Origin of the sequence: Actinoplanes sp. NPDC051411, from assembly GCF_040682075.1 — a bacterium.
GTDB lineage: Bacteria > Actinomycetota > Actinomycetes > Mycobacteriales > Micromonosporaceae > Actinoplanes.
In genome coordinates this window covers 86,966-112,706 of sequence record NZ_JBFBAD010000008.1, presented here as the reverse complement: position 1 = coordinate 112,706, position 25,741 = coordinate 86,966, and the positions used below count along the sequence as shown (strand labels likewise).

Annotated in this window: 21 protein-coding genes; 6 read left to right on the top strand and 15 right to left on the bottom strand. The window is 71.9% G+C overall.

The window, feature by feature from the left end:
- Positions 1-58 precede the first annotated feature (58 nt).
- Positions 59-2,008, top strand: a complete 1,950-nt coding sequence (locus AB0M88_RS06715; protein ID WP_364096443.1) for a cytochrome c oxidase assembly protein — start codon at positions 59-61, stop codon at positions 2,006-2,008.
- Here AB0M88_RS06715 and AB0M88_RS06710 read toward each other — a convergent pair.
- Both AB0M88_RS06710 and AB0M88_RS06705 read right to left on the bottom strand, forming a co-directional pair.
- Positions 1,963-2,673, bottom strand: coding sequence for a VOC family protein (locus tag AB0M88_RS06710; RefSeq protein ID WP_364096440.1), 711 nt, complete (start codon positions 2,671-2,673; stop codon positions 1,963-1,965). The two genes, AB0M88_RS06715 and AB0M88_RS06710, sit on opposite strands and share 46 nt — an antisense overlap.
- A 15-nt stretch (positions 2,674-2,688) precedes the next feature.
- Positions 2,689-4,083: an SDR family NAD(P)-dependent oxidoreductase gene (locus tag AB0M88_RS06705; RefSeq protein WP_364096437.1), complete on the bottom strand. Its 1,395-nt coding sequence runs from the start codon at positions 4,081-4,083 to the stop codon at positions 2,689-2,691.
- Between the two features lie 39 nt (positions 4,084-4,122).
- Between AB0M88_RS06705 and AB0M88_RS06700 the strand changes: the two genes are divergently transcribed.
- Positions 4,123-4,536, top strand: a complete 414-nt coding sequence (locus AB0M88_RS06700; RefSeq protein ID WP_364096434.1) for a VOC family protein — start codon at positions 4,123-4,125, stop codon at positions 4,534-4,536.
- Here AB0M88_RS06700 and AB0M88_RS06695 read toward each other — a convergent pair.
- The 6 genes from AB0M88_RS06695 to AB0M88_RS06670 form a co-directional block, all read right to left on the bottom strand.
- Entirely contained in the window at positions 4,530-5,675 is a 1,146-nt protein-coding gene (locus AB0M88_RS06695) for a hypothetical protein (protein WP_364096431.1), read from the bottom strand. The genes AB0M88_RS06700 and AB0M88_RS06695 overlap by 7 nt on opposite strands.
- Positions 5,676-5,684: 9 nt before the next feature.
- Positions 5,685-7,205, bottom strand: a complete 1,521-nt coding sequence (locus tag AB0M88_RS06690; RefSeq protein WP_364096428.1) for an alkaline phosphatase D family protein — start codon at positions 7,203-7,205, stop codon at positions 5,685-5,687.
- A 106-nt stretch (positions 7,206-7,311) separates the two neighbouring features.
- Positions 7,312-12,189 carry an MMPL family transporter gene (locus AB0M88_RS06685; RefSeq protein ID WP_364096425.1) on the bottom strand — a complete coding sequence of 1,626 codons (4,878 nt, stop codon included), beginning with the start codon at positions 12,187-12,189 and terminating at the stop codon, positions 7,312-7,314.
- Positions 12,190-12,206: 17 nt separating this feature from the next.
- The gene (locus tag AB0M88_RS06680) at positions 12,207-13,142 is read right to left on the bottom strand and encodes a hypothetical protein (RefSeq protein WP_364096422.1); all 936 of its coding nucleotides are present in this window, start codon (positions 13,140-13,142) and stop codon (positions 12,207-12,209) included.
- A gap of 187 nt (positions 13,143-13,329) precedes the next feature.
- Positions 13,330-14,130, bottom strand: coding sequence for a peroxide stress protein YaaA (gene yaaA / locus AB0M88_RS06675; RefSeq protein ID WP_364096420.1), 801 nt, complete (start codon positions 14,128-14,130; stop codon positions 13,330-13,332).
- 9 nt (positions 14,131-14,139) lie between these two features.
- Positions 14,140-14,469, bottom strand: coding sequence for an STAS domain-containing protein (locus tag AB0M88_RS06670; protein ID WP_364096417.1), 330 nt, complete (start codon positions 14,467-14,469; stop codon positions 14,140-14,142).
- Positions 14,470-15,078: 609 nt separating this feature from the next.
- Between AB0M88_RS06670 and AB0M88_RS06665 the strand changes: the two genes are divergently transcribed.
- Positions 15,079-15,753, top strand: a complete 675-nt coding sequence (locus tag AB0M88_RS06665) for an HAD family hydrolase (protein ID WP_364096414.1) — start codon at positions 15,079-15,081, stop codon at positions 15,751-15,753.
- A 192-nt stretch (positions 15,754-15,945) separates the two neighbouring features.
- On the opposite strand, the gene AB0M88_RS06660 is transcribed toward AB0M88_RS06665, so the two are convergent.
- The 5 genes from AB0M88_RS06660 to AB0M88_RS06640 form a co-directional block, all read right to left on the bottom strand.
- Positions 15,946-16,392, bottom strand: a complete 447-nt coding sequence (locus tag AB0M88_RS06660; protein WP_364096412.1) for a hypothetical protein — start codon at positions 16,390-16,392, stop codon at positions 15,946-15,948.
- Positions 16,393-16,520: 128 nt separating this feature from the next.
- Complete coding sequence (locus AB0M88_RS06655) at positions 16,521-17,294, bottom strand: hypothetical protein (RefSeq protein ID WP_364096409.1); 774 nt, start codon at positions 17,292-17,294, stop codon at positions 16,521-16,523.
- The gene (locus AB0M88_RS06650) at positions 17,287-20,280 is read right to left on the bottom strand and encodes a DEAD/DEAH box helicase (RefSeq protein ID WP_364096613.1); all 2,994 of its coding nucleotides are present in this window, start codon (positions 20,278-20,280) and stop codon (positions 17,287-17,289) included. Before AB0M88_RS06650 ends, AB0M88_RS06655 begins: the two co-directional genes overlap by 8 nt.
- A gap of 233 nt (positions 20,281-20,513) precedes the next feature.
- Positions 20,514-20,957 carry a DUF5990 family protein gene (locus AB0M88_RS06645; protein WP_364096406.1) on the bottom strand — a complete coding sequence of 148 codons (444 nt, stop codon included), beginning with the start codon at positions 20,955-20,957 and terminating at the stop codon, positions 20,514-20,516.
- A gap of 152 nt (positions 20,958-21,109) precedes the next feature.
- Complete coding sequence (locus tag AB0M88_RS06640; RefSeq protein ID WP_364096403.1) at positions 21,110-21,286, bottom strand: hypothetical protein; 177 nt, start codon at positions 21,284-21,286, stop codon at positions 21,110-21,112.
- On the opposite strand from AB0M88_RS06640, the gene AB0M88_RS06635 reads away from it, so the two are divergent.
- Entirely contained in the window at positions 21,276-21,578 is a 303-nt protein-coding gene (locus AB0M88_RS06635; RefSeq protein WP_364096401.1) for a GNAT family N-acetyltransferase, read from the top strand. The two genes, AB0M88_RS06640 and AB0M88_RS06635, sit on opposite strands and share 11 nt — an antisense overlap.
- A gap of 3 nt (positions 21,579-21,581) precedes the next feature.
- On the opposite strand, the gene AB0M88_RS06630 is transcribed toward AB0M88_RS06635, so the two are convergent.
- Positions 21,582-23,078 (bottom strand): LLM class flavin-dependent oxidoreductase, encoded by a 1,497-nt coding sequence (locus tag AB0M88_RS06630; protein ID WP_364096399.1) that lies wholly within the window; start codon positions 23,076-23,078, stop codon positions 21,582-21,584.
- Between the two features lie 65 nt (positions 23,079-23,143).
- Here AB0M88_RS06630 and AB0M88_RS06625 point away from each other — a divergent pair, with 65 nt between their 5' ends.
- Complete coding sequence (locus AB0M88_RS06625) at positions 23,144-23,494, top strand: helix-turn-helix domain-containing protein (RefSeq protein WP_364096396.1); 351 nt, start codon at positions 23,144-23,146, stop codon at positions 23,492-23,494.
- Here AB0M88_RS06625 and AB0M88_RS06620 read toward each other — a convergent pair.
- A complete protein-coding gene (locus tag AB0M88_RS06620) occupies positions 23,491-24,006 on the bottom strand; it encodes a toll/interleukin-1 receptor domain-containing protein (protein WP_364096393.1) in 516 nt (171 codons plus the stop codon). The two genes, AB0M88_RS06625 and AB0M88_RS06620, sit on opposite strands and share 4 nt — an antisense overlap.
- 115 nt (positions 24,007-24,121) lie before the next feature.
- Between AB0M88_RS06620 and AB0M88_RS06615 the strand changes: the two genes are divergently transcribed.
- A complete protein-coding gene (locus tag AB0M88_RS06615) occupies positions 24,122-25,729 on the top strand; it encodes an Hsp70 family protein (RefSeq protein WP_364096390.1) in 1,608 nt (535 codons plus the stop codon).
- The last annotated feature ends 12 nt before the right edge of the window (positions 25,730-25,741 follow it).

Below are 25,741 nucleotides of genomic sequence, written 5' to 3'. Positions count from 1 at the left end.
TTCACAGTAGAGACCGGCGACCGGCCGGTAAATCATCGGTCGACGTACTATCCGCCGGGTGATCTCCGAAGACCGGCGGCGCCGGTCACTCACGCTTTTCGCGTACGCCGTGGGCAGCGCGACCGTCGTCCTGACGATCAGCCTCGTGGCCGGGAAGTTCCCCTACACGTCGCTCAGCATCGAGGATCCGGGCGCCGTGGTCCGGGTCGGCGACCCGCTCCTGCGCCTGGTCGTCGACGCCGCCGCGACCGTGTGCACCGGCGCGCTGGTGTTCGCCGCGTTCTTCACCCGGCGGCGGGAGTCCGGCCTGATCTCGCCGTCCGCGTTCGCCGCTCTCCGCACGGCCGGCCGGGCCGCGCTCGTCTGGGCGGCCGCCGCGCTCGTCCTGTGGCCGTTCGACACCGCGGCCACCGCCGGGCTCCCCCTGCGCCGGATGCTCAACCTCGACGGCCTGGCCGTGGCGACGTGGACGCTCCCGGGCCCCAAGGCGTGGCTGGTCACGGCCGTCCTCGCGGCGACCCTGGCCGTCGCCGCCCGTCGCACCCTGCACTGGCGGGCCACCCCGGTGCTGAGCGCGCTCGCGGTCCTCGCCCTGCTGCCGGTCATCACCGCCGGGCACTCCGCTTCGGACACCGGCCACGACATCGCCACCGCGGCGATCGCCCTGCACATCCCCGCCGCGGTGGTCTGGCTCGGCACGCTGATCGCGCTGGTCCGCGCGCGGGGGCTCGGCGCCGACCGTCCGGCCGCGCTGCGCCGCTACGCCCGGCTGTCGCTCGGCTGCTGGTGCGTCGTGGTCTTCTCCGGCGTGGTCGACGCGGTGGTGCTGGCGCCGGGCCGGAGCTGGCTGACGACCGGGTTCGGCGCGCTGCTGCTGGTCAAGGCCGGCCTGATGGTCGCGCTTCTGGGCGTACGCAAGAAGCTGCTCACCGACCGGCCGGCGCCCGGGCGACTGCTGGCCGTCGAGCTGGCGGCCCTGGCCGCCGCCTTCGGGCTGTCGGTGGGGCTGACCGACCTGCCGGCGCCGAAGTTCCTGATCGACGCGGTGACCGGCGAGCAGTCGCTGCTCGGCTACGACCTGACCGCGCCGCCGACCCTGGTGCGGTTGCTGGCCGACTGGCGGTTCGAGCCACTGTTCGTTCCGCTCTGTGTCGCGCTGGCCGCCGCGTACGTCATCGGGGTGCGCCGCCGCCAGCGGCCGTGGCCGCGGAGCCGGACCACCGCCTGGCTCGCCGGTTGTGCGGTGTTGCTGCTGGCGACGTCGTCGGGCCTGGGGCGGTACGCGCCCGCGATGTTCAGCCTCGAGGCGGTCGACCACATGCTGGTCGGCATGCTCGCGCCGATGCTCCTGGCGCTCGGCGCGCCGCTGACCCTGGCGTCGGAGGCGCTGAAGCCGGGTGATCCGCCCGGGCCGCGCGAGTGGCTGCGGTGGGCCGGCGCGAAACGGTCGTTGACGAGACCGGTCGTGGTGACGCTGTTGTTCGTGGGGGCGCCGTTCCTGCTCTACTTCACCGACGCCTACGACCTCACCGTGCGCTTCCACTGGGCCCACCTGGGCATGGACCTGGTGTTCCTGGTCATCGGCTACCTGTTCGCGTGGACGGTGATCGGCGCCGACCCGACGCCCGACCCGGCACCGAGCCTGATCCGTCTCGGACTGCTGCTGGTCGCGATGCCGTTCGACATCGTGCTCGCGGCGGCGATCGCCGGCCGCGGGCGCCTGATCGGCGACGGGCCGGCGAGCGCGAACCTCTACACCGCGCTCGACCTGCCGTGGGTGCACAGCCTCGCCGCCGACCAGCGCCTCGGTGCGTATCGGGCGCTGGCCGTGAGCGAGGTGGTCATGTTCGCGATGCTGGTCGTGGTCGTCCTGCGCTGGCGGCCGTCCGCGCCCGACCGCGACTATGAGGCGGTCGTCGAGATGCTTCAGTCCCAGCAGAGGCTTCAGTCCCAGGAGACGCTTCAGTCCCAGCAGAGGCAGAAGGGCTTGCCGGCCGGGTCGGCGTAGACCCGCCAGTTGTCCCCGCTCGCGTTCAGTGAGGTCGCGCCCAGCTTGAGCACCGCCGCCTCGGCCGCGTCGACGTCGTCGACCGTGACGTCGATGTGGAGCTGCTGCGGGTAGGCCGGGTCGGGCCAGCGCGGTGCCCGGTAGTCGGCGATCTGCTGGAACATGATCGGCTGGGCGCCGTCCTCGCCGATCATCGCCACGCCCTCGCCCTCGTAGGTGACCGGCTTGCCGAGCAGCTCGGCGTAGAACGCGCCCAGCTCCTTCGCGTCGGGGCAGTCGAGCATGACGCCCATCAGCGTGGTCTCCGCCTTGGCCGGGAACAGGCACAGGTCGAACGGGTGCCCGGCCGGGTCGGCGAGGGTGTACCAGGCCTCGTTCTTCCGCAGCAGGGTGGCGCCCAGCTCGGCCGCCCGGGCCGCGCCGGCCTCGAGGTCGGGCACGCGCAGGTCGAGGTGGGCCTGCTGCGGGAAGGCCGGGTCGGGCCAGCGCGGCGCGACGTGGCCGGGGCTGAGCTGGAAGGCGATGCGCCAGCCGTCCGGCGCCTCGATGACGAACCACTCGTCGTCGGCCGACCGCTCGGTCCAGCCACCCAGGGCCAGATAGAACGCGGCGAGGCCGCGGGCGTCGGGAGTGTCGAGCGCGACCGCGCGCAGGGTTCCGATCATCGGACCATCATGCGGTCACCAGTCGACGGGGCGGTAGTCCTTGAGGAAGCAGCCGTACAGATCTTCGCCCTTCTCGCCGCGGACGATCGGGTCGTAGACCCGGGCCGCGCCGTCGACCAGGTCGAGCGGGGCGTGGAAGCCCTCCTCGTGCAGGCGCATCTTGGTCGGGTGCGGTCGCTCGTCGGTGATCCAGCCGGTGTCGACGCTGGTCATCAGGATGCCGTCGGCGAACATGTCGACCGCGCTGGTGCGGGTCAGCATGTTGAGCGCGGCCTTCGCCATGTTGGTGTGCGGGTGGCCGGCGCCCTTGTAGCCGCGCTTGAAGATGCCCTCCATGGCCGAGACGTTGACCACGTAGCGGCGCGGGTGCTCCGACCGGCGCATCGCCTCACGCAGGCGGCTGACCAGGATGAACGGGGCGGTCACGTTGCACAGCTGCACCTCGAGCAGTTCGAGCGGGTCGACCTCGTGCACCCGGTCGCTCCAGCTGTTGGTGGGGGCGATGTCGGGCACCAGGCCACCGGCGTCGATGATCGTTTGCCGGGCCGTGAGCGCCATTTCGGTGACCTGCCGCGCGGTCAGTCGGGTCTTGCCTTCCGTGAGGACGGCCGCCGGGCTCTTGCTCGCCACGCCGAAGTATTCGAGCTCGGGCAGCGGGCCGCCGGGCAGCGCCTCCTTCTCGGCCGCCACGATCGCCGCATAACTCCCCGGCGACCGCCGCACGGTCTGGGCCGCGTTGTTGATCAGGATGTCGAGCGGGCCCCGGGCCGCCACCGCGTCGGCGAGGCCGCTGACCTGCGCCGGATCACGCAGGTCGAGGCCGACCACCCGCAGCCGGTGCAGCCAGTCGGCGCTGTCCGGCATCGCGGTGAAGCGGCGGACGGCGTCGTGCGGGAACCGGGTCGTGATCGTCAGGTCGGCGCCGTCGCGGAGCAGGCGCAGCGCGATGTACATACCGATTTTGGCGCGGCCGCCGGTCAGCAGTGCCCGCCGGCCGGTCAGGTCGGTGCGGGCGTCCCGGCGCTCGTGGTTGAGCACCGCGCAGTCCGGGCAGAGCTGGTGATAGAACGCGTCGACCTGGGTGTAGCGCTGCTTGCAGACGTAACAGCCGCGCGGCTGCCGCAGCACCCCGGCGCTCGCCCCGGCCGTGGCGCTGCTCAGCGGGATGCCGGCCGTCTCGTCGTCGATGCGGCCGGGCGCGCCGGTCGCGGTCGCCGCGGTGACCGCGTTGTCGGCGGCCAGGATCGCGTCGCGCCGGTCCCGCCGGCGCTGCAACTTGACCGTCTTGAACAGGCCCGCGGTCGCCCGTCGCAGCGCGACGGCGTCGGGGTGCTCGGGCGGAAGGGCCTCGGCCGCTCGGATGACGGCCAGGCACTCGGCGAGCTTTTCGGGGTCGATTCGGTTCTCCATCGCCCCAAGACTGTACTTGGGCTGGTTAGATGTTCTGCCATGCGGACTAATCGTTCGGCTCCGATCGCCACGGTCATCCCGGTGCTGAGCTATCCCGACGTGCGGGCCGCGGTGGCGTGGCTCACTTCCGCCTTCGGCTTCGTGGAACGGGTGCGGGTCGGCGAGAACCACCGGTCACAGATGCGGTTCGGCGACGGCGACCTGATCGTGGCCGACACCGGCAGCCATCGTTCGCCGCCGGTGCCGGGCCAGGTCGTCGCATCGGTCATGGTGCGGGTCGAGGACGCCCGGGCGCACTGTGCGCACGCCCGGGCGGCCGGTGCCACGATCGTGATGGAGCCGACCGACTTCGAGTACGGGGAACGGCAGTACGAGGCCATGGATCTGGCCGGGCACTTCTGGACGTTCACCGAGACGATCGCCGACGTCGACCCGTCGGCCTTCCGTTACTGAGTGTCGGCCGCCCCCAGCCCCATGATCACCTGGTCGAAGCCGTTGCCGTCGTTGTCGTCGGTGTAGGCGACCGCCACCTCACCCCAGGGCGAGACCGCGAGGGTGTACTCGTACTGCTTGCCGGTCGCGACCTGGGTGAGCACCTGGGCAGCGGGCCGGCCGGCCGCGGTGCCGTCCGGGTTGAGGCCGCGCAGCCAGCCGTCGACCCCGCCGGCCGTCCAGCCGACCATCAGGCCGCCCTGGTCGTCGATGCCGACGCTCGGCCCAGCGCCCGCGGTGGTCACCTGGACGTCGCCGGCGTTCTCGGGAAGGCCGGCGACGTCATAGGAACGTTCCCACACTCCCTGGCTGCCTTCCCACGCGACCGAGAAGGCGCCGGCGAAGTTCTCGGCGATCGCCGGCTTCGTCTGCGCACCGGCGGCCTGGGTGTTGGCGTTGCGGATGCTGAGCAGGGCGGCGCCGTTCGCGCGGGCGACGCGGGTGAGACCGATGTTGCTCCCCGACTCCCACACCACCGTGGCATCCCCGGAGGCGCTCACGGCCACATCGGGACTGTGGTTGGCTCCCGTGGTCGCGGACACGATCTTCTCGTACGCCTTGGTGGTGGTGCCGGTGTAACCGGCGGCCTTGATCGTGTGCGTGGTTCCTTGGATGTCCTCCCAGGCCACCGTGAACGCGACCGCGGTCGTGCTCGTGGGCGCGCCGTCCGGGTCGACCGCGACGTGCGGGTGGATCTGGTCGCCGTCGGCGCTCGCGTTGGCGTCACCCTGACCGAGGATGGCGCCGGTCGGCGACACCACCCGGAACGGGATGTTGTGCACGCCGTTGCCGTCCGGGTCGTCGGCCCAGACCACGACCGCGTCGCCCTTGTCGTCCAGGCTGACGTCGGGCTGCACGTGGGTCCAGTTGACGCCGGCGGTGCCGCCCGGCGACAGCTTCTTCTCGTAGACGGCGGTCCCGTTCGACCACAGGCGCAGATAGATCTCGGGGTGGCCGGCGCTGGCCCGGTCGTCCTGCCAGACGACCGCGACCTGGCCATTGCGGTTGGTGGCGATCTGCGGGGCACTCTGCTCGTTGGTGGACACGGTGTTGGCGGTCTGCCAGGAGACCGTGAGGGCGAGAGCGATGTTCAGCAGCACGATTTTCCTTTACGCGGTCTGGAGGCCGGGCTTGCCGTCGAGGATCACGAACGACTTCGCGGTGGTGATCGCCCCACCGTGTTCACTGACCTTGGCCACGCTGCGGAAGTCCGCCTTGACCTGGCTGGGCGTGACGCTGGCGAGCGTGTAGCCGCGACGGTCCTGATAGAACTTCAGGTGCGGGTTGGTGGCCACGTTCGGGATCGTGGTGCTGCCGTTGCCGTCGCCGTCCGAGGTGATCGAGGTGCAGACCAGCTCGGTGCCGATCACCGCACTCGTCGACGTCGAATAGTCGGCCTTGAGCTCATTGGCCCACGCCCGGTGCACGTCGCCGCTGAGCACCACCGGGTTACGCACACTGCGATCCCGCCAGCCCTGCTGGATGCGGGCCCGGCTCTGGCGGTAGCCGTCCCAGGCGTCCATGTTGGCGGCGCCGGTCGAATCGAACTGCCGCGCGAAGAACACCTGCTGGCCGATGAAATCCCAATTACCCAGGTGCTGGCCGAGGCCGTCGAGAAGCCACGCCTCCTCGGCGGTCCCGGTGATCGTACGGGTGGTGGAGTCGGCGTCCGAGCACACCTTCCAGCCGTCCCCGCAGGCCTGATCGTCGCGGAACTGGCGGGTGTCCATCATGTGGAAGGTGGCCAGCGAACCCCAGCGGACCCGGCGGTAGAGCGGAATGCTGTTGCCGCTCGGCTTGGACGCCGGGCGCAACGGCATGTTCTCGTAGTAGGCCTGGTAGGCGGCGGTGCGGCGGGCCACCCACTGGGCACTGGTCAGGGCCGGGCTGCTGTCCGCCCGCGTGTTGGTGGCGTAGTTGTTCTCCACCTCGTGGTCGTCCGGGACGACGATCCACGGCGCGGCGGCGTGGGCGGCCTGCAGATCGGGGTCCGACTTGTACTGGGCGTACCGGCGGCGGTAATCGGCCAGCGAGACGCATTCGGCGCCCAGATGGGCGCGCACCTGACCGGTACGGGCGGCGCCCTCGTAGATGTAGTCGCCCAGATGCAGCACGACGTCCGGACGGTCGTTCGCGATGCCGCGGTAGGCGGTGTAGTAGCCCGTCTCGTAGTGGGCGCACGACGCGAACGCCATCGTGAAGCTGCTGGCCGTGGTGACCGCCGGAGTCGTACGGGTGCGGCCGACCGGCGAGAGGAAGCCCTGGGCCCGGAACCGGTAGTAGTACTCGGCATCCGGGTTGAGCCCACCGGCGACCACGTGCACCGAGTGGGCCTCGGCGTAGTGGGCGGTCACGGTGCCGCTGGCGACCAGCGTGCCGAACGTCTCCGAGGTCGACACCTGCCAGTCCACGGCGACGTCGGCATTCGGCATGCCGCCCTGGCCGTCGGCGTTCAGCGGGCTCGGCGCCAGCCGCGTCCAGAGGACCACACTGTCCGGCGCCGGGTCGCCGGAGGTCACACCGAGCTTGAACGGGAACGGGGTGGCGGCCCCAGCGGCCGGCGAGGCGATCGCCACGCCGCCGGCGGCCGCCAGACCACCGAGGATGAACGTGCGTCGATGAAGCGTCATGGTCGCTCACGCTCCGGGCGTGTGGTTAATACGCGGAGCGAGAAGCGTTAGCCAGATACCAACAAATTGACTGTTGTCGTTTAATGGTCGGTTTACTAGGTGCTTACTAACGGCGTACTTCGGGGCTTTCTTCCTGGTCGCCGTACCCGGAAAGGTCCCGCGTCGGCCCGTCCTCCGGCCGGCGCGGCGCCGGTACATGGTCGGCGAGGGTCGCCGGACGCTTCGGCGGCTCGTCACCCAGGTGCTCGGGGCGGTGCCAGGTCTCCTGCTGCCAGGTCTGCCCGTACTGGCCGAGGTCGGCCGGGCGCGCCTCACGGCCGGCGATCGCCGGGCGCCAGCCGCCGGTCAGCTCGGGCGGCGACGCGGTGTAGCTGCCGAGATCGGTGGGCCGGGCCGGCCTCGGCTGCTCGGCGTCCTCCGCTTTACGCGGACTGTGGCCGACATATCCGGCCAGATCGGCGGGACGCTCGGGGGCCGAACGGTGCTCGATGACCTGACGCCACGCCGCCGCGACCTCACTCAGGTCGGCGGGGCGGCGGCGCTCCTCAACCGGCCGCGCAGGTTCGAAAGCGGGAGCCGGCGGCAATGCCCGCTCGGCCGGCGAGGCTTCGGGGGCGGGCCTGGAATCGCGGGCGGGCGTGCGGTCGAAAGTCGGCGCGGTTGGGGAAACGGGCTCGGAGCTCGTCGCCGGGGCCGGATCGAAAACCGGCACCAAAGACGGCTCGAATGGCGGGGCCTCGAATACCGGAGTTCGCTCCGGAGGCTCAGAAACCGGCGCCCCGTCCATTTCCGAAACCGATTCCACCGGCGGTGCGAACGGCCGGTCAGCCGAAACCGGCGCGGCGAACGGCCGATCCACCGGCGCCGGCTCCGGAACCGGCACGGGCGACGAAGCGAACGGCCGGTCGGCGGACGCCGCCGCCGGGCTACGGTGCGGCAGCGGCTCCTCGAACGGCATCGGAGCCGGCTCCCGGGCCGGCGGGGCGAACGGCGGCTCCTCCGCCGCGGGAGTGCGTCGCCGCAACGGCTCCGCGACTGGTTCAGAACCCGAATCCACCGATGTAGCCGACCACTCTCCCTCCGCCTCGGCTGAGGAGACAATCGGCTCGGCCGCCGACTCCGCGACCGGCCCGGAATCCGGTTCCGCCAATGAAGGCGACCACTCTCCCGCCGCCCCGGCTGAAGAGACAATCGGCTCGGCCGCCGGATCCGCCGACGATGTCAACGAACCCGGTCGGGAGGCAACCGGCTCGGGCGTCGCAGGGGTGTCCTCCGGCAACGACGCCGCGAAGGGCCTCGCCTCCTCGGCGGACGAGGAGGGCTGGTGCACCACCGCAGGGGCGCGTTCCGGCTCCGGCCCGTCGGCGGGCTCAGCGGCTGGCTCAGCGGGCCGCTCGGCGAGCGGCTCGGCGAGCGGCTCGGCGAGCGGCTCGGCGAGCGGCTCGGCGAGCGGCTCGGCGAGCGGCTCGGCGGCCGGCTCGGCGAGCGGCTCGGCGGCCGGCTCGGCGAGCGGCTCGGCGGCCGGCCCAGCGAACGAGGAGAACGGACGGGATGGCGGCTCGGTCGGTGACACGCCCGGCGACAGGGTGCCGAATCCCTCGGCGGCCAGGCGTTCGCCCAGGCTGGCGACCGGTGATTCCTCCGCGGCCTGGTCCTCGGCCGGGGTGAGGGTCACGTAGCGTTCGTCCTCCGCCGCCGGCACCTCCGTCCGGTAGAGGAACGGGTCGGGCGCCGCCGGCGCGAAGAACGCCTCGTCGGACGTCGACGACCAATCCGGATAGCGGTTGGCCGCCGGCTCCGGCGCCGGATTGAACAGCTCCGGGAACAGCGCCGCGTAAGAATCATTCCCGGCGCCGGCGAACAACGGGGTGTCCGACGAGCCTTCCGGCTCGGCGCCGGGTTGCGCCTCCGAGACGTACGCGTCCTCAGCCGCCCCACCCCCGGCGGACCCGGCCGTCGCGACCTCCTCAACCGGTTCGCCACCAGCATCGTCGAGCATGTCCGCCGCGAGAATGGACTCGCCCGACCCGGCCAGATCGCCGGTCGCCGTTTCGAAAGCCTCGACCGGTTCGCCGACCGCGGCCGCTCCGGCAACCCCGGCCAGCTCGTCGCCCGCGGCTCCGAAACCCCCGGATCGCCCGTCAACCGCGGCGGTTCCGGCGGCCCCGATGCCCTCAACGACAACAGCGGTCGCGGCACCCTCGACGGGCTCGTCGACCGCAGCCACTACGACACCCTCGGCCGGCTCGTCGACCGCAGCCGCTCCGGCGACCTCGGCCACACCAGTTCGGGCAGCCTCGACCGGCTCGTCGACCGCAGCCGCCGCGCCAACCTCGACCGGCCCATCGGCCGCGGCCGTCTCGAAAGACCCAGCCGGCCGCTCGGCCACGCCAGTTCCGGAAAGCTGGGCCGGTCCGTCGGCCACGGCAGTTCCGAACTGCTCGTCGGCCTCGGCCGTACCCGGGGCCTCGACCGGGTCGTCGGCGACGGCCTCGGGCAGCAGTTCGGCGTCTGTGATGTCGTCGGTGGGAGGCGGTTCCAGCGTCAGGATGCCCGTCGCCTCGATGTCGGCGGCGGCCGCGCCCTCTTCGACCAGTTCCGCGTCGACTGTTTCGGCTGCGGCGGCGGCCTCGGCCGAGACCGTCGCCGCCTCCAGTTCGATGCGGACTGTGCTCTGCTTGTCGGTGCCGTCCGAGTAGCGGGGGAAGACCACCGTGTCGGCCGGCATCGGAATTTCGGCCAGCAGGCCCGGCCATTCGCGGAACTCGTCGTCGCGGTAGAGCAGTTCCGGCGCCGGCGGCGTTCGGCGGGCGGGTGCGGCCGGCAGGGCGAAGACCACCGTGTCGTCCGGTGCGGCGTGGCGGCCGGGTGGGGCGGGGGCTTCTTCACCCGCGTACTCGGAAAGGCCGGCCCGTTGCTGAAGCCGCCGCAGCGGGCCGGGGGCCCACCAGGCCGCGTCGCCGAGGAGGCCGAGGACGGCCGGCACGAGCAGCATGCGGACGACCGTGGCGTCCAGGAGCAGGGCGACGATCATGCCGATGCCGACGAACCGCATGGAAGTGACCGCGGACAGGGCGAACGCCCCGGTCACCACGATCAGCAGCAGGGCGGCCGCGCTGATCACGCGGCCGGTGCGGGCCAGGCCGGTGGTGACCGCCTCGGCGGTCGACGCGCCGCGGGTGCGCGCCTCGACCATGCGGCTGAGCAGGAACACCTCGTAGTCGGTGGAGAGGCCGAAGACGACCGCCGCCATGAGGATGACCGTGCCGACCTCGAGGGGGGCCGGGGTGATGTTGAGGACGCCGGAGAGGTGGCCGTCGACGAAGATCCAGACGAGGATGCCGAAGGTCGCGCTGAGGCTGACGCCGCTCACCAGCACCGCCTTGATCGGCAGCAGGATCGAGCCGAAGGCGAGGAACATCAGGATCAGCGTGGCCCCGGCGAGCAGGCCGATCATCAGCGGCAGTTTGGCCGCGGTGGCTTTCAGGCTGTCCTGGTTGCGGGCCGTCGTGCCGCCGACCAGCAGTGAGGCGCCGGGCGGCACCGGCAGGTCGCGGATCGCCTCGACCGCGTCGCGGGCCGACGTGCTGTAGGGGTCGGTGTCGGTCAGCGTCGCCGTCATGATCGCGCCGGACGAGGTCTTGACCGTCGGCCCGAGCTCGTCGATGCCGGGAATCGACCGGACGGCCGCCGCGAACGGCCCGGTCTGCTGGGTGCCCTGCAGGACGATCTGTACGCCGTTGCTGGTGAACTGCGGGTAGGACGCCTTGAGCGTCTCGACCGCGATGCGCGACGGGTCGTCGGGCGGCAGGATCCGCTCGTCGCTGTCGCCGAAGTGCACGCCGAGCCCGGGCGAGGCGATCAGGAGCAGCACCGCGACGATGGGCAGCGCGACCAGCAGCGGCCGCTTCAGCACCGCCCGGCCGATGCGCGCCCACACGCTTTCGCCGCCCGCCGAACGGGGCAGCCGGATCGGCAGCTTGTCGACCCCGCGCCCGATGATCGCCAGCATCGCGGGCAGCAGCGTCAGCGAGAGGATGAGGGCGAGCCCGACTGCGGCCAGGCCACCGTAGGCCAGCGATTTGAGGAAGCCCTGCGGGAACAGCAACAGGCCGGACAGCGCGATCATCAGCAGGGTGGCCGAGAAGAGCACGGTGCGGCCGGCCGTTCCCATGGTGCGGCTCACCGCCTCGGCCGGCGACCGGTCGCCCGCCAGTTCCTCGCGGAACCGGCCGACCATGAACAGGCCGTAGTCGATCGCCATGCCGAGGCCGAGCAGGCTGGCCACGTTGACCGCGAACGAGTTGACCGGGGTGCCGTTGGCGATCAGGTGCAGGATGCCGAACGAGCCGAGCACCGCCATGCCCCCGACCAGCACCGGCAGCGACGCCGCGACCAGCGAGCCGAAGATGAACAGCAGCAGGATCAGCGTGATCGGCAGCGAGATCAGCTCGGCCTTGCCGAGGTCGGACGTGGAGCGGGTGGACGAGGCGTCGTTGAGCGGCACCCCGCCGGCCAGCTGCACGGTCGCGCCGGGCACCGAGAACGAGTCTTTGATCGCGCGGAACTGGTCGAGCTTGGCCCCGTCGTCCGGGCCGACGAGCGTGATCACGGCGACCGCGCTCTTCTTGTCCTTGGCCGCGAAGGCGGCGGATTTCGACGACCAGTAGGAGGACACGACCTTGACGTCAGCGGAAGGCAGCGCCGCCAGCCGGGCCTTGACCGCCTTGGTCAGCCCCGCGTCACCGATCTTGCCGCCCACCGGGGTGTAGATCGCCACCACGTCGCCGCTCTGGGTGCCGAGCGCCTGCTGCACGATCGCCCCCGCGCGGCTCGACTCGCTGTGCGGGTCGTTGTAGCCGCCCTCGGTGAGCTGCCCGAACACGCCGAGCCCCCAGAGGCCGCCCGAGACCACCGCGACAAGCGCGACGATCAGGACCGGCCACCGGAAGCGGGCGACCCACGATCCCCAGCCCGCGAACACTCAATCCCCTTTATGTCCTAGCGCAGCGTGGCGGCCTGCAGAGCCACCCCGCCGCATCCCGTCCCGAATGCGTCGTCGGTGTTCCAGCGCAGCGTGATCTTGCCGTCCTTGGGTGCCCGGTAGCGCAGCGTGAAAACGGCGGTGTGGAAGGTGCCGTCCTTCTGCTGCAGCGTGGTCGACGCGCTCGCGCTGCCGGTGGTGAGTTCGGCCGACAGGCGGCCCTTGCCCGAGATGATGCCGACGTAGAGCTTCAGCGTGCGGGTGGTGTCACCGGCCGGCGCGGAGATGCTGAAGCCGTTGCCCTTGCCGCAGGTGCGGATGCCGGTCGTGGTGCCGTCGGTGTGGTCGACCGGGTCGCCGCCGGTCCACGTGAACTGCTGCGGGCTCAGCGCGTGCCGGAACCGGGGCGCGGTCGGCGCGCCCTCGAGGATGGCGAAGCCACCCTTCTTGTCGCGTTCCAGCGAGAACGTGCTCTGCTCACCCCAGTGCACCCAGTCGCGGCTGCCCTCGGCCGACAGGTCGACCGTGCCCGGCACCGCGCCGCTGGTGACCGTGAGCGCACCCGGGTCGGGCGGGGCCTTGGTGGTCGGCGTGGGCGACGGCGAGGAGTCCGACGGCGACGGCGACGGGCTGGTCAGCGGGATCAGGCCCTGGCTGACCGACGACGAGGGCAGCGTGACCTCGCCGAGCGCCGGCGCCTCGGGCACCGGGATGTTGGGCGCCTCGCTGTGCGAGCTCATGGCCCGGCTGGCCACGAAGCCGAACCCGACCACCACCAGCACACCGGCCAGGATCACGGCGGCCGACGACAGCGTCTCGTTCCACCGGCGACCCTCGTCGGGCGGCGGGAGACCGTCGTCGTCGCGCCGGCGGGTGCCGGCGGTGCGCGCGGCCGCGCGGTGCCCGGTGATGCGCTTGCGGATGGGCAGGCGGCCATTGCCGGTCGTGGACAACCGACCCTCCCCGGTTGGCGGAAACATGTTCCCTGGCGGAGGAACAGTAGGTGTTTACAGGGGGCGAACAGGTTGAAGCAACTCCGCCGCTGTGCGTGAGGGATAAACGATCTCATCTCGATCAGTGACGGAGAAGAGCGGATCGCGTGACGATCCGGACGGCCGAGGAGGTCCCTCGGCGGTTCGGCTAGAGCTCGGTCACCACCACGTCGAGCTGCCGGGGCCGTCCGGTCACCGCCGGCTGCTCTTCGACGGTCAGTTTCAGATCCCGCAGGGCCGTGATCATCTCATCGACGGTCGCGGGCGCCGCCCGGGCCTCGGCCAGCGCCCGGACGATGCGCCCCTTGGTCGCTTTGTTGAAATGGCTGACCACCGACCGCTGAGTCCGGCCGTTCAGGGTGCGCTCGTGCAGGACCCGCACGGCGGCCGAGGTCGCGGCGGGCGGCGTCCACATCGCCGCGTAGGACCCCGAGCGAAGATCAAGAACCGGCCGGTTGCCGGCCGCGCGGTCCAGGTGCGCTTTCAGCGCCTTTTTCCAGTACGCGGTGAGCCCGCCCACCGGCGCCGGAAGCGTCGAGCCGATCGCGCACCGGTAGGCCGGGATGCGGTCGCCCAGCCGAACGACGCCCCACAGCCCCGTGAACACGACCACGGTCTCGTCGAGCCACGCGCGCGCGGGCGGAGGAAGGGAGGACGCGTCCAACGCCTCGTACAGAACCCCGGTGTAGATCTCCGAAGCCGGCGCCGCCGGCGCCTCGCCCAGCCCACCGTTTCGGGCGATCTCGGACCGCTGGCCGTCGGTCAGCCCGAGCGCCCGCAGCGACTCGGCCACCGACCGGGCGCTGGTTCGCCGGCAGAGCGCCACCAGCCGGGTGAGCACCCGCTTGCGGGCGGTGGTCAGACCGGGCAGCCACAGGCCGGCCAGATCAACCGGTTCACCGGTGGCGGCGGGCGTCTTGCCCTCGGACGGCGGCAGCAGGATGAGCACGCCGGAAGATTAGTACGCGCCCCGGTCGACCAGCGCATCGGCGACCTCACGGTAGACCGGCACCGCCGGCGTCAACCCGACCCTGTCGAGCAGCCGGACGAGAAACTCACTCGGCGCGGCCAGCCGCACCCACCCGCCGAGCGCGGCCGCCCGGTGATGGCCGACCACGAACGCGCTCAGCCCGATCGAATCGCAGAACCCGATGCCCGACAGGTCGACCACCACCCGCGGTAACGGGACGGCCAGCACCTGATCGAGCGCGGTGGTCAGCACCGGCGCACTGTCGACATCGAGGTCGCCACGGACCACCACGACAACGGAGTCATCGGGCTGATCCACCAGGGAGACATGCACCACCATGGCATGCCCACTGGGCGACCGAAAGCCACCTGTGGTTCCTCGACAGCCCGGTGGAGTTCCCCAGTGTGCGCGATCAGGCGTTTCGGCCATGCCCGCAGTGCGGGCGCAAGCTGGAACTCGCCCCGGCCGGGCCCCTGCTCGAAGCCCGCGCCCAGCGGGCAGCCGGCCACGCGGCCGGCTCACCCAGCCCGGCCGGCTCGCTCAGCCCGGCGGACCCACCCAGCCCGGCCGACCCACTCAACCCGGCGGACCCACCCAGCCCGGCCGACTCGCTCAGCCCGGCGGACCCACCCAGCCCGGCGGACCCAGCCAGCCCGGCGGACCCACCCAGCCCGGCGGACCCACCCAGCCCGGCGGACTCACCCGGCAGGGGGCGGCTCCATCTCTCGGGGAGCCCACCAGGGCTGATGGAACCGCCCGGCGCCGCGGGCCCACCCGGCGCGATCGGCCCACCCGGCGCGATCGGCCCACCCGGCGCGATCGGCCCACCTCTCACGGCTGCCCACCCGGCCTGGTCGGCCCACCCGGCCCGGTCGGCGTGAGTAGTGGGCCGGAGCCGTTTGCAGAGGCGATGGCACGGTGGTGCTGGTGTCGATCGACGGTGAGGTCTGTGGCGGGCTGCTGCTGACCGACACGGTCAGGCCATCGGCGGCCGGCGCGGTGCGGGAGATGGGCCTGCGGACCGTCCTACTCACCAGCGACGACCGGGCCGCCGCCGATGCGGTCGGGGTCGATGAGGCGTTGCCGGCCGGCAAGGCCGACACCATCGAGCACTTCCCGGCCGAGGGCCGCGTCGTGGCGATGGTCGGCGCCGGCATCGACGGCGCGCCCGCCCTCGTCCGGGCCGACTGCGGCCTGGCCGTGGTGACCGGCACCGACGGTGTGGCCGATATCATCCTGGTCCGCGACGACCTGGACGCGGCGCCGACCGCGATCGCGCTGGCCCGGCGCACGATCCGGATCAAACTGGTGTGGGGCGTTCGGCTACAAGGTCGTCGCCCGGCCGATCGCCGGCGCCGGCCCCGCGACCCGCTGATCTCCAGCGCCGCGATTGGCCCTGTCCTTGATGCCCGTGGTCACCAACAGCCTGCGACTCCGGCGCTGACCGCCTTTCCTGGCCGTCGCGCGGAGGGCAGCGGCTCCCAGGCCTCGGCCCTCGCGCGATCGCGTAGTGGCCGAAGAGGGAACAGATGTTACAAGCCGGGCAATCGAGCACCGGCGCAACGGGATCGCGCAGTGGGCACACCAGCTCCGGGCCGCTGACGACCGACTCTCGGGCCGCTGCCGCACGGCGAGCGCGTGAGCACCGTGAGCGCCGTCAGCGCCGTGAGCACCGTGAGCACCGCGAGCCGAAGAACCAATGAGCGCGACCAGCGCGCGGAACGGGCCGCGCCTCGATGGGTGCGGCCCGTTGAGCACTTGCGGTCGCCGGTGTGTGCGGCCGGCGGCTGTGGATCAGTTGGTGTTCGGCGTGGCCGACGGCATGCCGACGTTGTTGCCGGCGCCGGCCTTGATGGTGCCCTTCATTCCGTGGTGCTGGTCGTGGAAGGGTCCGCCGTGGTGGTGGTGATCGTTGTTGAACGGGAATCCGTCGTGGTCGAACGGGGATCCGCCGCCGTGCCAGCTGTAGTCGACGACCAGGACCCAGTCGCCGTCGTGCCAGCCGCCGCGCGCCGGGTAGCAGTTCCAGTCGTCCCAGCGGCCCAGGCGGTCGCCGATCCGGCCGGCGATGCGGCATTCGATGCGGCTGTCGTAGTAGCCAGCCACCCGGTCTCCCGGCTTCGCCGTCGCGTCGGCGGTCGAGGACTTCACCGCACCCTGTCCGGTGTTCGCGGCCGCCATCGCCGGGCCGGCACCGATCGTGATGCCGGCGAACACGCCAAGGCTGGTAATCGTAAGCATCCGGGCAATTCGGTTCATGTCATACCTTCTCTCAGCAAAGCGTTATGCCTCGAGAAGAACAACATATTCACGTTAGGTGACTGGCGAGTACCTCATCGTGTAACACGATCGTGGAAAAACAGACTCCGCTACCTTTCGGGGAGGGCTCGGTAGGCCGGGCGAAGCAGATCGACTATCGGGCGGCCGTCGTGGGCCAGGGGCGGCGGGTCGAGCTGGTCGAGCAGCGCGTCGGGCCGGGTGACGGCTCCCGGGCGCGCTCCGGTCGGCACCAGCGCCGGTGGCCCGCCCAGTCCCCAGAAGGCGGCCACGTCCAGGTCGTCGGGCCGGTCAGCAGGAGGCGCGGAAGCCACGCCGCCGTCCGCCACGGCATCCATCGCCGCCACCGCGGACGCGCTACGCAACTCCCGCAGATGCATCAACAGCTCGTCCCGCGTCCGCCCCCGCCAGGCGAAAACCGCGAACGGATCCTCCTCGAACGTCCGCGCCAGCGCGTAACACGCCGCCGCCAGATGCACGCACGGCATCGGCCACCGCTCGCACGTGCAGTCCATCGCCACCTCGTCGAGGGAGAGCGGCACCAGGCTCAACCCGGCCTCCGCGAAGATCTCGCCGATCCCCGGGGGCATCCGCCCGGCGAGCAGGTCGGCCGCGAAGCGTGCCTGCCCGGCCAGGTCCTGCTCGGCTCGCGCCCACTCCGACGCCCCGAACGCGCGGACCGCGATCCGGGCCCGGAACGCCGCCGGGTCGTCGGGGCCGCGCACCTGCGCGACGACCAGGCTGCCCGAGATCATCAGGTTGCGGACGTGCCCGGCCCGTTCGTCGCGGCGGCCGCGGGCGAACGTCGGCCCCATCCGCAGCGACTCGAAGGTGCCCAGGAAGGCCAGGGCGAGACCGTCAGTCACCGATCGCCTCCGGTTCCAGTACGAGCAGGTCGCGCAGTTCGGTGGTGGAGAGCGTGGTCAGCCAGCCCTCGCCGTTGCCGACCACCCGCTCGGCGAGCACACCCTTGTCGAGCAGGAGCCGGTCGATGCGTTCCTCCAGTGTGCCGAGGCAGACCAGCGTGTGCACCTGCACGTCGCGACGTTGTCCGATGCGGTAGGCGCGGTCGGTCGCCTGGGCCTCGGTGGCCGGGTTCCACCAGCGGTCGATGTGGACCACGTGGTTGGCCGCGGTCAGGTTGAGCCCGGTGCCCCCGGCCTTCAGCGACAGCACGAAGATGCCGGGCGTTGCGGAAGCCTGAAATTCGGCGACGAGACGGTCCCGTTCCGCCCGCGGCGTGCCGCCGTGCAGGTAGCGCACCGGCACCCCGAACCGCCCGGCCAGATGGGGGGTGAGCATCGTGCCGAACCGCGCGAACTGGGTGAAGCACAGCACGCTCTCACCCGCCGCGAGCGCGCCGTCGACGATCTCCTCCAGCCGTTCGAGCTTGCCCGAGCGGCCGGGCAGCGGGGACCCGTCGCCGAGCAGGAGCGCCGGGTGCACGCACGCCTGTTTCAGCTTGGTCATCGCGGCCAGCACGATGCCCTTGTTCCACTTGTCGTGCGCCTCGCCGAGCCGGGTCGTCATCTCGTCGAGCACCGCGCGATAGAGGCTGGCCTGCTCGACGGTCAGCCCGCACAGTTGTCTGACGAGGCGTTTCTCGGGCAGGTCGGTGATCACGGCCGGGTCGGATTTGACCCGCCGGAGCAGGAACGGCCGGGTCGCCTGGCGCAGGCGGGCGGCCGCGTCCTCGTCGGCGTAGCGCTCGACCGGCACCGCGAAGCGCGCGCGGAACGTGTGGGCGTTGGCGAGGACGCCCGGATTCAGGAAGTCCATGATCGACCACAGTTCGGCCAGGCGGTTCTCCACCGGCGTACCCGTCAAGGCGATGCGACTGCGGGCCGGAAGGCGCCGGACGGCCCTGGCCGCCGCCGAGGCCGCGTTCTTGACGTGCTGGGCCTCGTCGAGCACGACCCGGTCCCAGCTCACCGCGGCCAGTTCCTCGGCGTCGAGGGTCGCGGTCGCATAGGTGGTGAGGACGACGTCGGCGCCGGCCAGGGATGCCGGAGCCGGCCGGTTGGAGCCGTGCAGCACGGTGACGTTCAGCGAAGGCGCGAAGCGGGCCGCCTCCCGCTGCCAGTTGCCGAGCACCGACAGCGGGCAGATCAGCAGCGTCGGGCCGGCCCGCCGGTGCAGCAGCAGGGCCAGCAGTTGCACCGTCTTTCCCAGCCCCATGTCGTCGGCGAGACAGGCACCCACCCCGAGACCGTCAAGAAAGGTCAACCACGAAAAGCCCCTTTTCTGGTACGGGCGTAGCTCACCGACCAGGCCCTCGGGTTGATCGAGCAGCTCCAGCCGCTGCTCCAGCTCACCGGTCAGCAGGTCGGCGACCCAGCCCTCACCGCCCGACGCGGTCACCGGCAGCGGCAGGCTCTCGGGCGGCAGCAGCCGGACCGTGCGCAGTGCCTCGCCGGCCGTCATCGACCCGCCGCCCCGCCCGAGGAACCGCAGGCCGGCCTCGAGGTGCCGCTCGTCGAGGTAGACCCAGCGGCCGCGCAGCCGGACCAGCGGCACCTTGGCCTTGGCCAGGTCTTTCAGCTCGGTCTCGGTGAGCGGGTCGCCGCCCAGGGCGAGCCCCCAGCGGTAGTCGACGAGCGATCGCAGGTCGGCCGTCTGGTCACGCAGCACCGGCGTGATCGGGTCGCGCGTGCGCACCTCGAACGACAGCCCGAGCCCTCGCCGCTCCCGCCACCAGCGGGGAAGCAGCACGCCGTAGCCCGCCTCCTCGAGGGCCGCCGCCTGCCCGAGGAACCGGTGCGCCTCTTCGGTGTCGAGCACCATGTCGACCGGCCGGGGCACGTGCAGCGCCGCGTCGAGGTCGGGGTAGAGGCGGGCGGCCCGTCCGAGCCCGCCGAGCAGCCGTTCCTGGGGATGCCGGGTCCAGCGGCGCAGTGGCGCGTACTGGTCCTGCCAGATGTCGGCCGCGGTGACCAGCGCACTCGGCTCGTCGACCGCCTGCAGCAGGAATTCCAGCAGCCAGGTGTCGCGGGGCGCGATCGCCGCCGGGGCGGGGTCGGTGGCATCGGGCAGTTCGTCGTCCTGGTCGTCGACGTGGCTGAGCCGGAAGCAGAGCCGCACCGCCGCCCCGCTGACCGCGTCACCGTGCCAGGCGTCCAGCCGCGTCGTGAGCTCGTCGACCAGGCCCGGGGCGGCCGCGAAGCCGGGCTCGCCGGTCAGCGCGGCCAGCCATCCGTCCCCGATGTCGACCCCGGCCTCGGTCAGCCGCATCCGCACGAGCGTGTCGACGAGCCGCTCCAATGCCACGTGGAGAACGTCTTCCGCCGGCAGCAGCGCCACGTCACCGGGCCGCGCCCGCTCGGCCCGTACCGCGGCGGGCAGGCGCCGGAGCAGCTCGCCGTGGTGGGCCGCGTCGAGCCCGGTGATCACCGGCCGCCACCGCGCCTCCGACCGCCCGGCGGGCCAGGCGCCGGTCTCCGGACGGCCCGCTCGCCCCGCCACGGCCGGACGCACCGAGGGCAGCACCCGTCCGCGCCGCACCAGGTCGGCCGCGAACCCGCAGAGCTCGATCAGCCACCCCAGCGAGGGCGCGACCCGCCCGTCGAACTCGTCGGCCAGCTCCTCGTCGACGAAGGGCACGGTGACCGCCGGAACCTCCCACGCCCGCAGCCTCGGCCGGCCCCGCCGCGGTGGCAGCCCGAGCAGCGGCGACGGCATCGGCCCGGCGCCGGTCGAGGGCAGCACGACGGTGGCCGGCGGCCGGGCGTCGCCCACCGGCAGCCGCGAGGCCTCGACCGCGAACGGGTGAGCCGGACTCTTGGCACCGCTGCTGACGTCGGTCTCGGCCCACAGGTTGATCGCCCCGTCACGCCCGACGAACCCGTGCAGCACCCGCGTGCCCGCCCGCACCAGCTCACCCCGGCCCGATCCGGCCGCAACCACCTCATCACCCGAAGCCGACTCCGCGGTGCCCGGGCCGCCCCGAGGTGCTCCCGCCCCGACCGGCCGCCCCTCTGCCGACAAAACGGCCGCACCCGACTGAGTCCGCGCCGGACCGGCCACAACCGGCCCGACCGCGGGCTCCACTGGATCGGAGCGGGCCGACGACGCGCCCGGCCGCGGAGTCACCGCAGGGTCCACGTGATGTCGGGCGGCCGCACGCGGGCGCAGACCGGCCCGCCCTCCCGGTCGGTGAGGCCGAGCTCGGCCACCAGCACCCCCGCCCCCTCGTGGGCCCGGCGCAACAACTCGGTCGGGATGTCACCGAACATCAGCTTGGCCCGCCGGAACATCGCGAACGACGATCCGTCGACCGCACCCCAGCTCAGGTAGAGGAACCGGGCTCCGGGCCGCCCGTGCACCCAGGGCCCGCCCACGTCGAGCAGCCCGTCGACCTCGCGGCTGGTGACCTCGAACTCCCACCGCGCCTCCGGCTCGGACGCCGGCACCCGCGAAACGACCTCGGCCTTCTTCTGCACCCCGACGTGGACGTTGCCGAGGCGCAGCCGGCCGGCCGCCGGGCCCGGGCCGCGCCCCGGCAGGTCTGTTCCGATAATCCGCACGAGCACCCAACGACCCTATGCCGGGGGTCAGACATCATTCCGGGGGGCGGCCGACGTAGTGGCTGATCAGGTCGGGGTCGGCGGCCATCGCGTTCTGCTCGATGAGGAGGATCGCCCCGCCCGAGGCGTGCGGATCCGCAACGTCCGGAAGATCGCCGTCACGGCCCGCGGGCCAGGTCGGGGCTCGGCTCGTCGAGGATCAGCACCCGCGGATCGCCGACCAGGGCCCGCCCGATCGCAGCACCAGGGGGCGCCGTGCCCGGCAGCCAGGTCGGCGCCGGCCCGAGATGGGCCGGGTGGCGGCGGGAGGTGAACAATGGACGGGTGGAGATCACGGTTGTCGACGTGCCGGAGCGGGAGCGGTTCGAGGCGCGGACGCAGGACGGGACGCTGGCCGGGGTGCTGACCTATCAGCTGACCGGGCCGATCATCGCCTACACGCACACCGGGGTGGAGCCGGAATTCGAGCACCACGGTGTCGGGTCGGCGCTCGCCCGGGCCGTCATGGACGACGCCCGGAGCAAGGGCCGCACGGTCGTGCCGATCTGCCCGTTCCTCAGCGGATGGCTGGACGAGCACCACGACTATGACGCGATGCTCGCCCGCAGCCACCGCCGCGTCAAATAGGGCCTACACCTGGCCGGGGTAGAAGCCGAAGCGGGCCAAGGGCTCGACCAGCTGCTCCTCCTCGTAGGACAGGTGGGACAGCAGCGCGTCGCTCAGCTCGTCCATCGCCTTCTGCAGGGCGGTGAAGTCGCCGTCGGTGCGGACCAGGTCGACCAGGGCCCGGTCGACGCCCTCGATCACCTCGTGGATGACCACGTGCTCCTCCTGGAGGCGGTCGATGACCGGGACCAGGTCGGGGTCGGAGCGCCGCAGATGCGGGAAGATCTGCGCGTCCTCCAGGCCGTGGTGCTGGGTGATGCGGGTGCAGTAGGTGGCGCAGAACGCGCTCAGCTCCCAGTTGTTCTGCCGCAGCGCGGTCTCGTTGAGCGCCGACCGCGCGCCCGCCACCGACAGCGCACCGCTCTTCACCTGCGCGATCACGTCGTGGATGCGCTGCAGCTCGTCGCGGAGCATGCCGTGCACGTCGATCAGGTGCTGGCCGATTTCGCGGCCGTGTGGGGCGTACCGGAAACCGGCCGGCGCCGGCGGCGCGACCGGCCTCGCCTCCTCGTCCCACCGCTTGCTCGCCCGGGTTTTCGGGGTCGGTTGCACAACCGGGCGGGGGGCCGGCTCCGAGGGAGCCTCCGCTTTTTCGGTACGCGTCCCCGAGCGCCCCCGGCGCACCATCTCCCGCACCGCCGGGGCGATCTCCGACCCGAACCGCTGGATGGCCGCCGAGTCGTCGGCCGCCAGGATGAACGTCGAGATCCCGTGTTCGAGGGCGAACCGGGCCAGTTCCTCGGGTTCGGTGTGGTCCGGCCCGATGTTGAGCAGCCGCCGCACCTCGCCCGGCGCCCGTCCGGCCTCCTCCGCCGCCTCGTCGATGATCTTGTTGTCGGCGTCCAGTTCGGCGAGGCCGCCCTTGAGCCCGTAGAGGCTGGGCAGCCACCCGTCGGCGGCCCGGCCGACCAGGCGGAGCATCCGCGGCTTGTACGCGCCGAGCCAGATCCCGATGTCGTGTGCCGGCGCCGGTCCCCGCTTCGCCCCGGCCACCCGGTAGTGCTTGCCGTCGACCCGCACTCCGCCGCGCTTGGAGTCGTCCCACACCTCGCGGATGATCGTGATCGCCTCGTCGAGCGCCTCGACCGACTCGGCCGGGGTGCGCCGCGGCCCGCCGACCGCGGCGATCGCGTCCCAGAACGCGCCGGCGCCCAGCCCGAGCTCGACCCGGCCGCCGCTGAGCAGGTCGAGGCTGGCGGCGCTGCGGGCGAGCACCACCGGCGGCCGCAGCGGCAGGTTGATCACGTTGGCGCTGATCCGGATCGTCTCGGTGGCCGCCGCGACGTAGGACATCAGCGTCCACGTGTCGAGGAAGCCGGCCTGGTAGGGGTGGTCCTGGTAGGTGACCAGGTCGAGCCCCTCGCGCTCGGCGATCCGGCTGAGCGCCACGACGGCCTCGGCCTGCCCGGCCGCGGGGGTGATGAAGCTGCCGAAGAGCAGATCGTGTCCGTAGTCGGTCATGGTGCCTACTCTCCGGGCGTACGGTCCCCGGCGCAAACCGCGAGAAAGTCGCTAACCTGGGGTAAGTGAGGTCCCTGGAGATTCCGCCGGCCGAGGCCGCCGGCACCTGCAACGCGGTCCAGCACGCCGCCGACCTGGTCGGCCAGCGCTGGGCCGCCGCCATCCTGAACGCGGCGCTGCACGGCGCCCGCCGGTTCACCGAATACCGCGCCGCCGTGACCGGCATCTCCGACAAGGTCCTGGCCCAGCGTCTCAAAGATCTGGAATCGCAGGGCCTGATCGAGCGAACGGTCATCCCGAGCACCCCGGTCCAGATCCGCTACGCCCTGACCCCCGACGGCACCGAGCTGATCGGCCTGCTCATGCCGATCGTCGCGTGGGCCCACCGGCGAGCCTTCAAACGGGTCTCAGCCTAGGCTTCTGAGCCGGCGGGCCCGGCGGCTCGCGGGTGCGGAAACCGTGGGGGCGCCGTGCGGGGTCGCCGGCCGTCCACCGCGGCGTCCATCTCGCGGCGCAGCACCTCGGCGGCGTCCCGCTCGTCGCGGCCGACCAGATCGATGTAGATGACCGCGCCGAGAAGACCGGCGGGGTCGCACGCCTCGACCCGGATCGGAATCACGCTGCGCCGGACGCCGTTCGGATCGGTGCGCCACACCGCCTGCCATTCGGCGGCACCGTACGGGCTGTCCTGAACGTAGGCCGGCGACAGCACCGGTACGACCCGGGCCGACTGCTGCACGCCTTGGTGGGTCATCGAGATCCAGTTGACTCCGGGCACGAAGTCCCAGCTCTGGAACAACAACCGGCACGGGCTGCCGTCCGGCCGGGTCCGGCGGGCCAGCTGATCAGCGATCCATTCCGCCCATTGCTGATCCGATCGGGTGAAGCTGACGAAGAAGTCGTACTCGGGGGCGTCGTCCGCCGGCATGCGGCCAGCATAGGAGGCGCGGTGCCGGAATGCCTGGCCCACGAGGCCGATAGCCCGCACCGGCGGCGGCGCCTATTCTCGATTCCGGGCTGTCATCCGATCGGAAGAGGGACGTATGGCCACGTTCGGAATAGATTTGGGAACGACCTATTCGTGCATTTCCTACGTCGGTGACGACGGCATGCCGGTGGTCGTCCGCAATGGCCGGGGCGAGGAGCTCACCCCGTCGGTGGTCTATTTCGAGTCGGCCCACAATGTGGTGGTCGGCGACGAGGCCAAGGACGCCGCCAAGAGCGACGCCGAGCGCGTGGTGGCCCTCATCAAACGGCACATGGGCAGCCGCGACCCGGTCGAGCTGGAGTTCGACGGGATCACCTACACGCCGGAGAGCGTCTCGGCGTTCATCGTCCGCGACCTGGCCCGGTCCGCTGTCGCGGCGACCGGCGGCCCGGTCGACGACGTGGTGATCACCGTCCCGGCGTACTTCGGGATCAGCGAGCGCAAGGCGACCGCCGACGCCGGCGAGATCGCCGGGCTGAACGTGGTGAGCGTCGTGCCCGAGCCGGTCGCGGCGGCCCTGCACTATGGAGCGCTCGGCAACGGCGCGGCCGCCGCCGACCGCACGATCCTCGTCTACGACCTCGGCGGCGGGACCTTCGACACCACCGTGATCCGGCTCAGCGGCGACGACGTGACGGTGGTGTGCACCGACGGCGATCACCAGCTGGGCGGCGCCGACTGGGACGAGCGGATCGTCAGCCACCTGCGCGACTGCTTCGTCGCCGAGCACCCGGGCGCGGGCGCCGGCGCGAGCGAGGCGTTTCTCCAGAGCCTGGGGCTGATCGCGGAGGATCTCAAGAAGGCGCTCTCGGTGCGGATGACCAAACGCCAGCCGATCCAGTTCGAGGGTCTGCGGGCCCTGGTCGAGATGACCCGGTCGACCTTCGAGGAGCTCACCGCCGATCTGCTCGACCGCACGGTGGAGATCACCCGCCGGACGCTCCGGACGGCGCAGGAGCTGGGCTGCCGCCCTCCGGACACGGTCCTGCTGGTCGGCGGATCTACCCTGATGCCGGCGGTCGCCCAGGCGCTGCGGCAGCATTTCGGATTCGAGCCCCAACTGCATGATCCGCAATTGGCGGTCGCCAAGGGCGCGGCCATGTTCGCGCTTCAGGAGACGGTTCGCGTACGGCTGGCCGACACGGGTGACGACAGCGCGATCCGGAAGATCGCCGGTGATCTCGGCGTTTCCTCGGATCTGATCAGAACGGCGTCGGCCAAGAAGGTGACGATCGTGGTGCCGCGAGCATTCGGCACCGGAATCGTGGCCCGCGGAACCGAACCCGAAGAAGGCAAGATCGAGGTCCGGCATCTGCTGTTCGCGAACACGCCGTTGCCGTCCAAGCCGGTAACCGAGCGATTCGTGACCGCGTTCAAGGACCAGACGTCGATCACGATCGACATCTGGGAGCAGGCCGGCACCGACGTCTCGCATCTGCCGGAGGACAACCTGAGGATCGGCGACGGCGAGATCTCCCGGTTGCCGCCGTTGCCGAAAGGCTCGCCGATCGACATCACGTTCGCCATGAACGAGACCGGCGTGCTCAAAGTGGACGCGATCGAGCTGGTCACCGGCCAGAAGGTGCACATCGAGGTCCAGATCGGCGGCCTGGACGCCAAGCGCGTCCGCCAGGCCCGGGAGGCGATCACCCGGCTGTCCTGACCGCTCCTTCCG

What these genes read in the sequence shown, in the direction of transcription:
- AB0M88_RS06710 (WP_364096440.1), bottom strand. Translation starts at nt 2,673, where the DNA reads ATGATCGGAACCCTGCGCGCGGTCGCGCTCGACACTCCCGACGCCCGC.
- AB0M88_RS06705 (WP_364096437.1), bottom strand. Translation starts at nt 4,083, where the DNA reads ATGGAGAACCGAATCGACCCCGAAAAGCTCGCCGAGTGCCTGGCCGTC.
- AB0M88_RS06700 (WP_364096434.1), top strand. Translation starts at nt 4,123, where the DNA reads ATGCGGACTAATCGTTCGGCTCCGATCGCCACGGTCATCCCGGTGCTG.
- AB0M88_RS06690 (WP_364096428.1), bottom strand. Translation starts at nt 7,205, where the DNA reads ATGACGCTTCATCGACGCACGTTCATCCTCGGTGGTCTGGCGGCCGCC.
- AB0M88_RS06660 (WP_364096412.1), bottom strand. Translation starts at nt 16,392, where the DNA reads ATGCTTACGATTACCAGCCTTGGCGTGTTCGCCGGCATCACGATCGGT.
- AB0M88_RS06630 (WP_364096399.1), bottom strand. Translation starts at nt 23,078, where the DNA reads ATGACCGACTACGGACACGATCTGCTCTTCGGCAGCTTCATCACCCCC.
- AB0M88_RS06620 (WP_364096393.1), bottom strand. Translation starts at nt 24,006, where the DNA reads ATGCCGGCGGACGACGCCCCCGAGTACGACTTCTTCGTCAGCTTCACC.
- AB0M88_RS06615 (WP_364096390.1), top strand. Translation starts at nt 24,122, where the DNA reads ATGGCCACGTTCGGAATAGATTTGGGAACGACCTATTCGTGCATTTCC.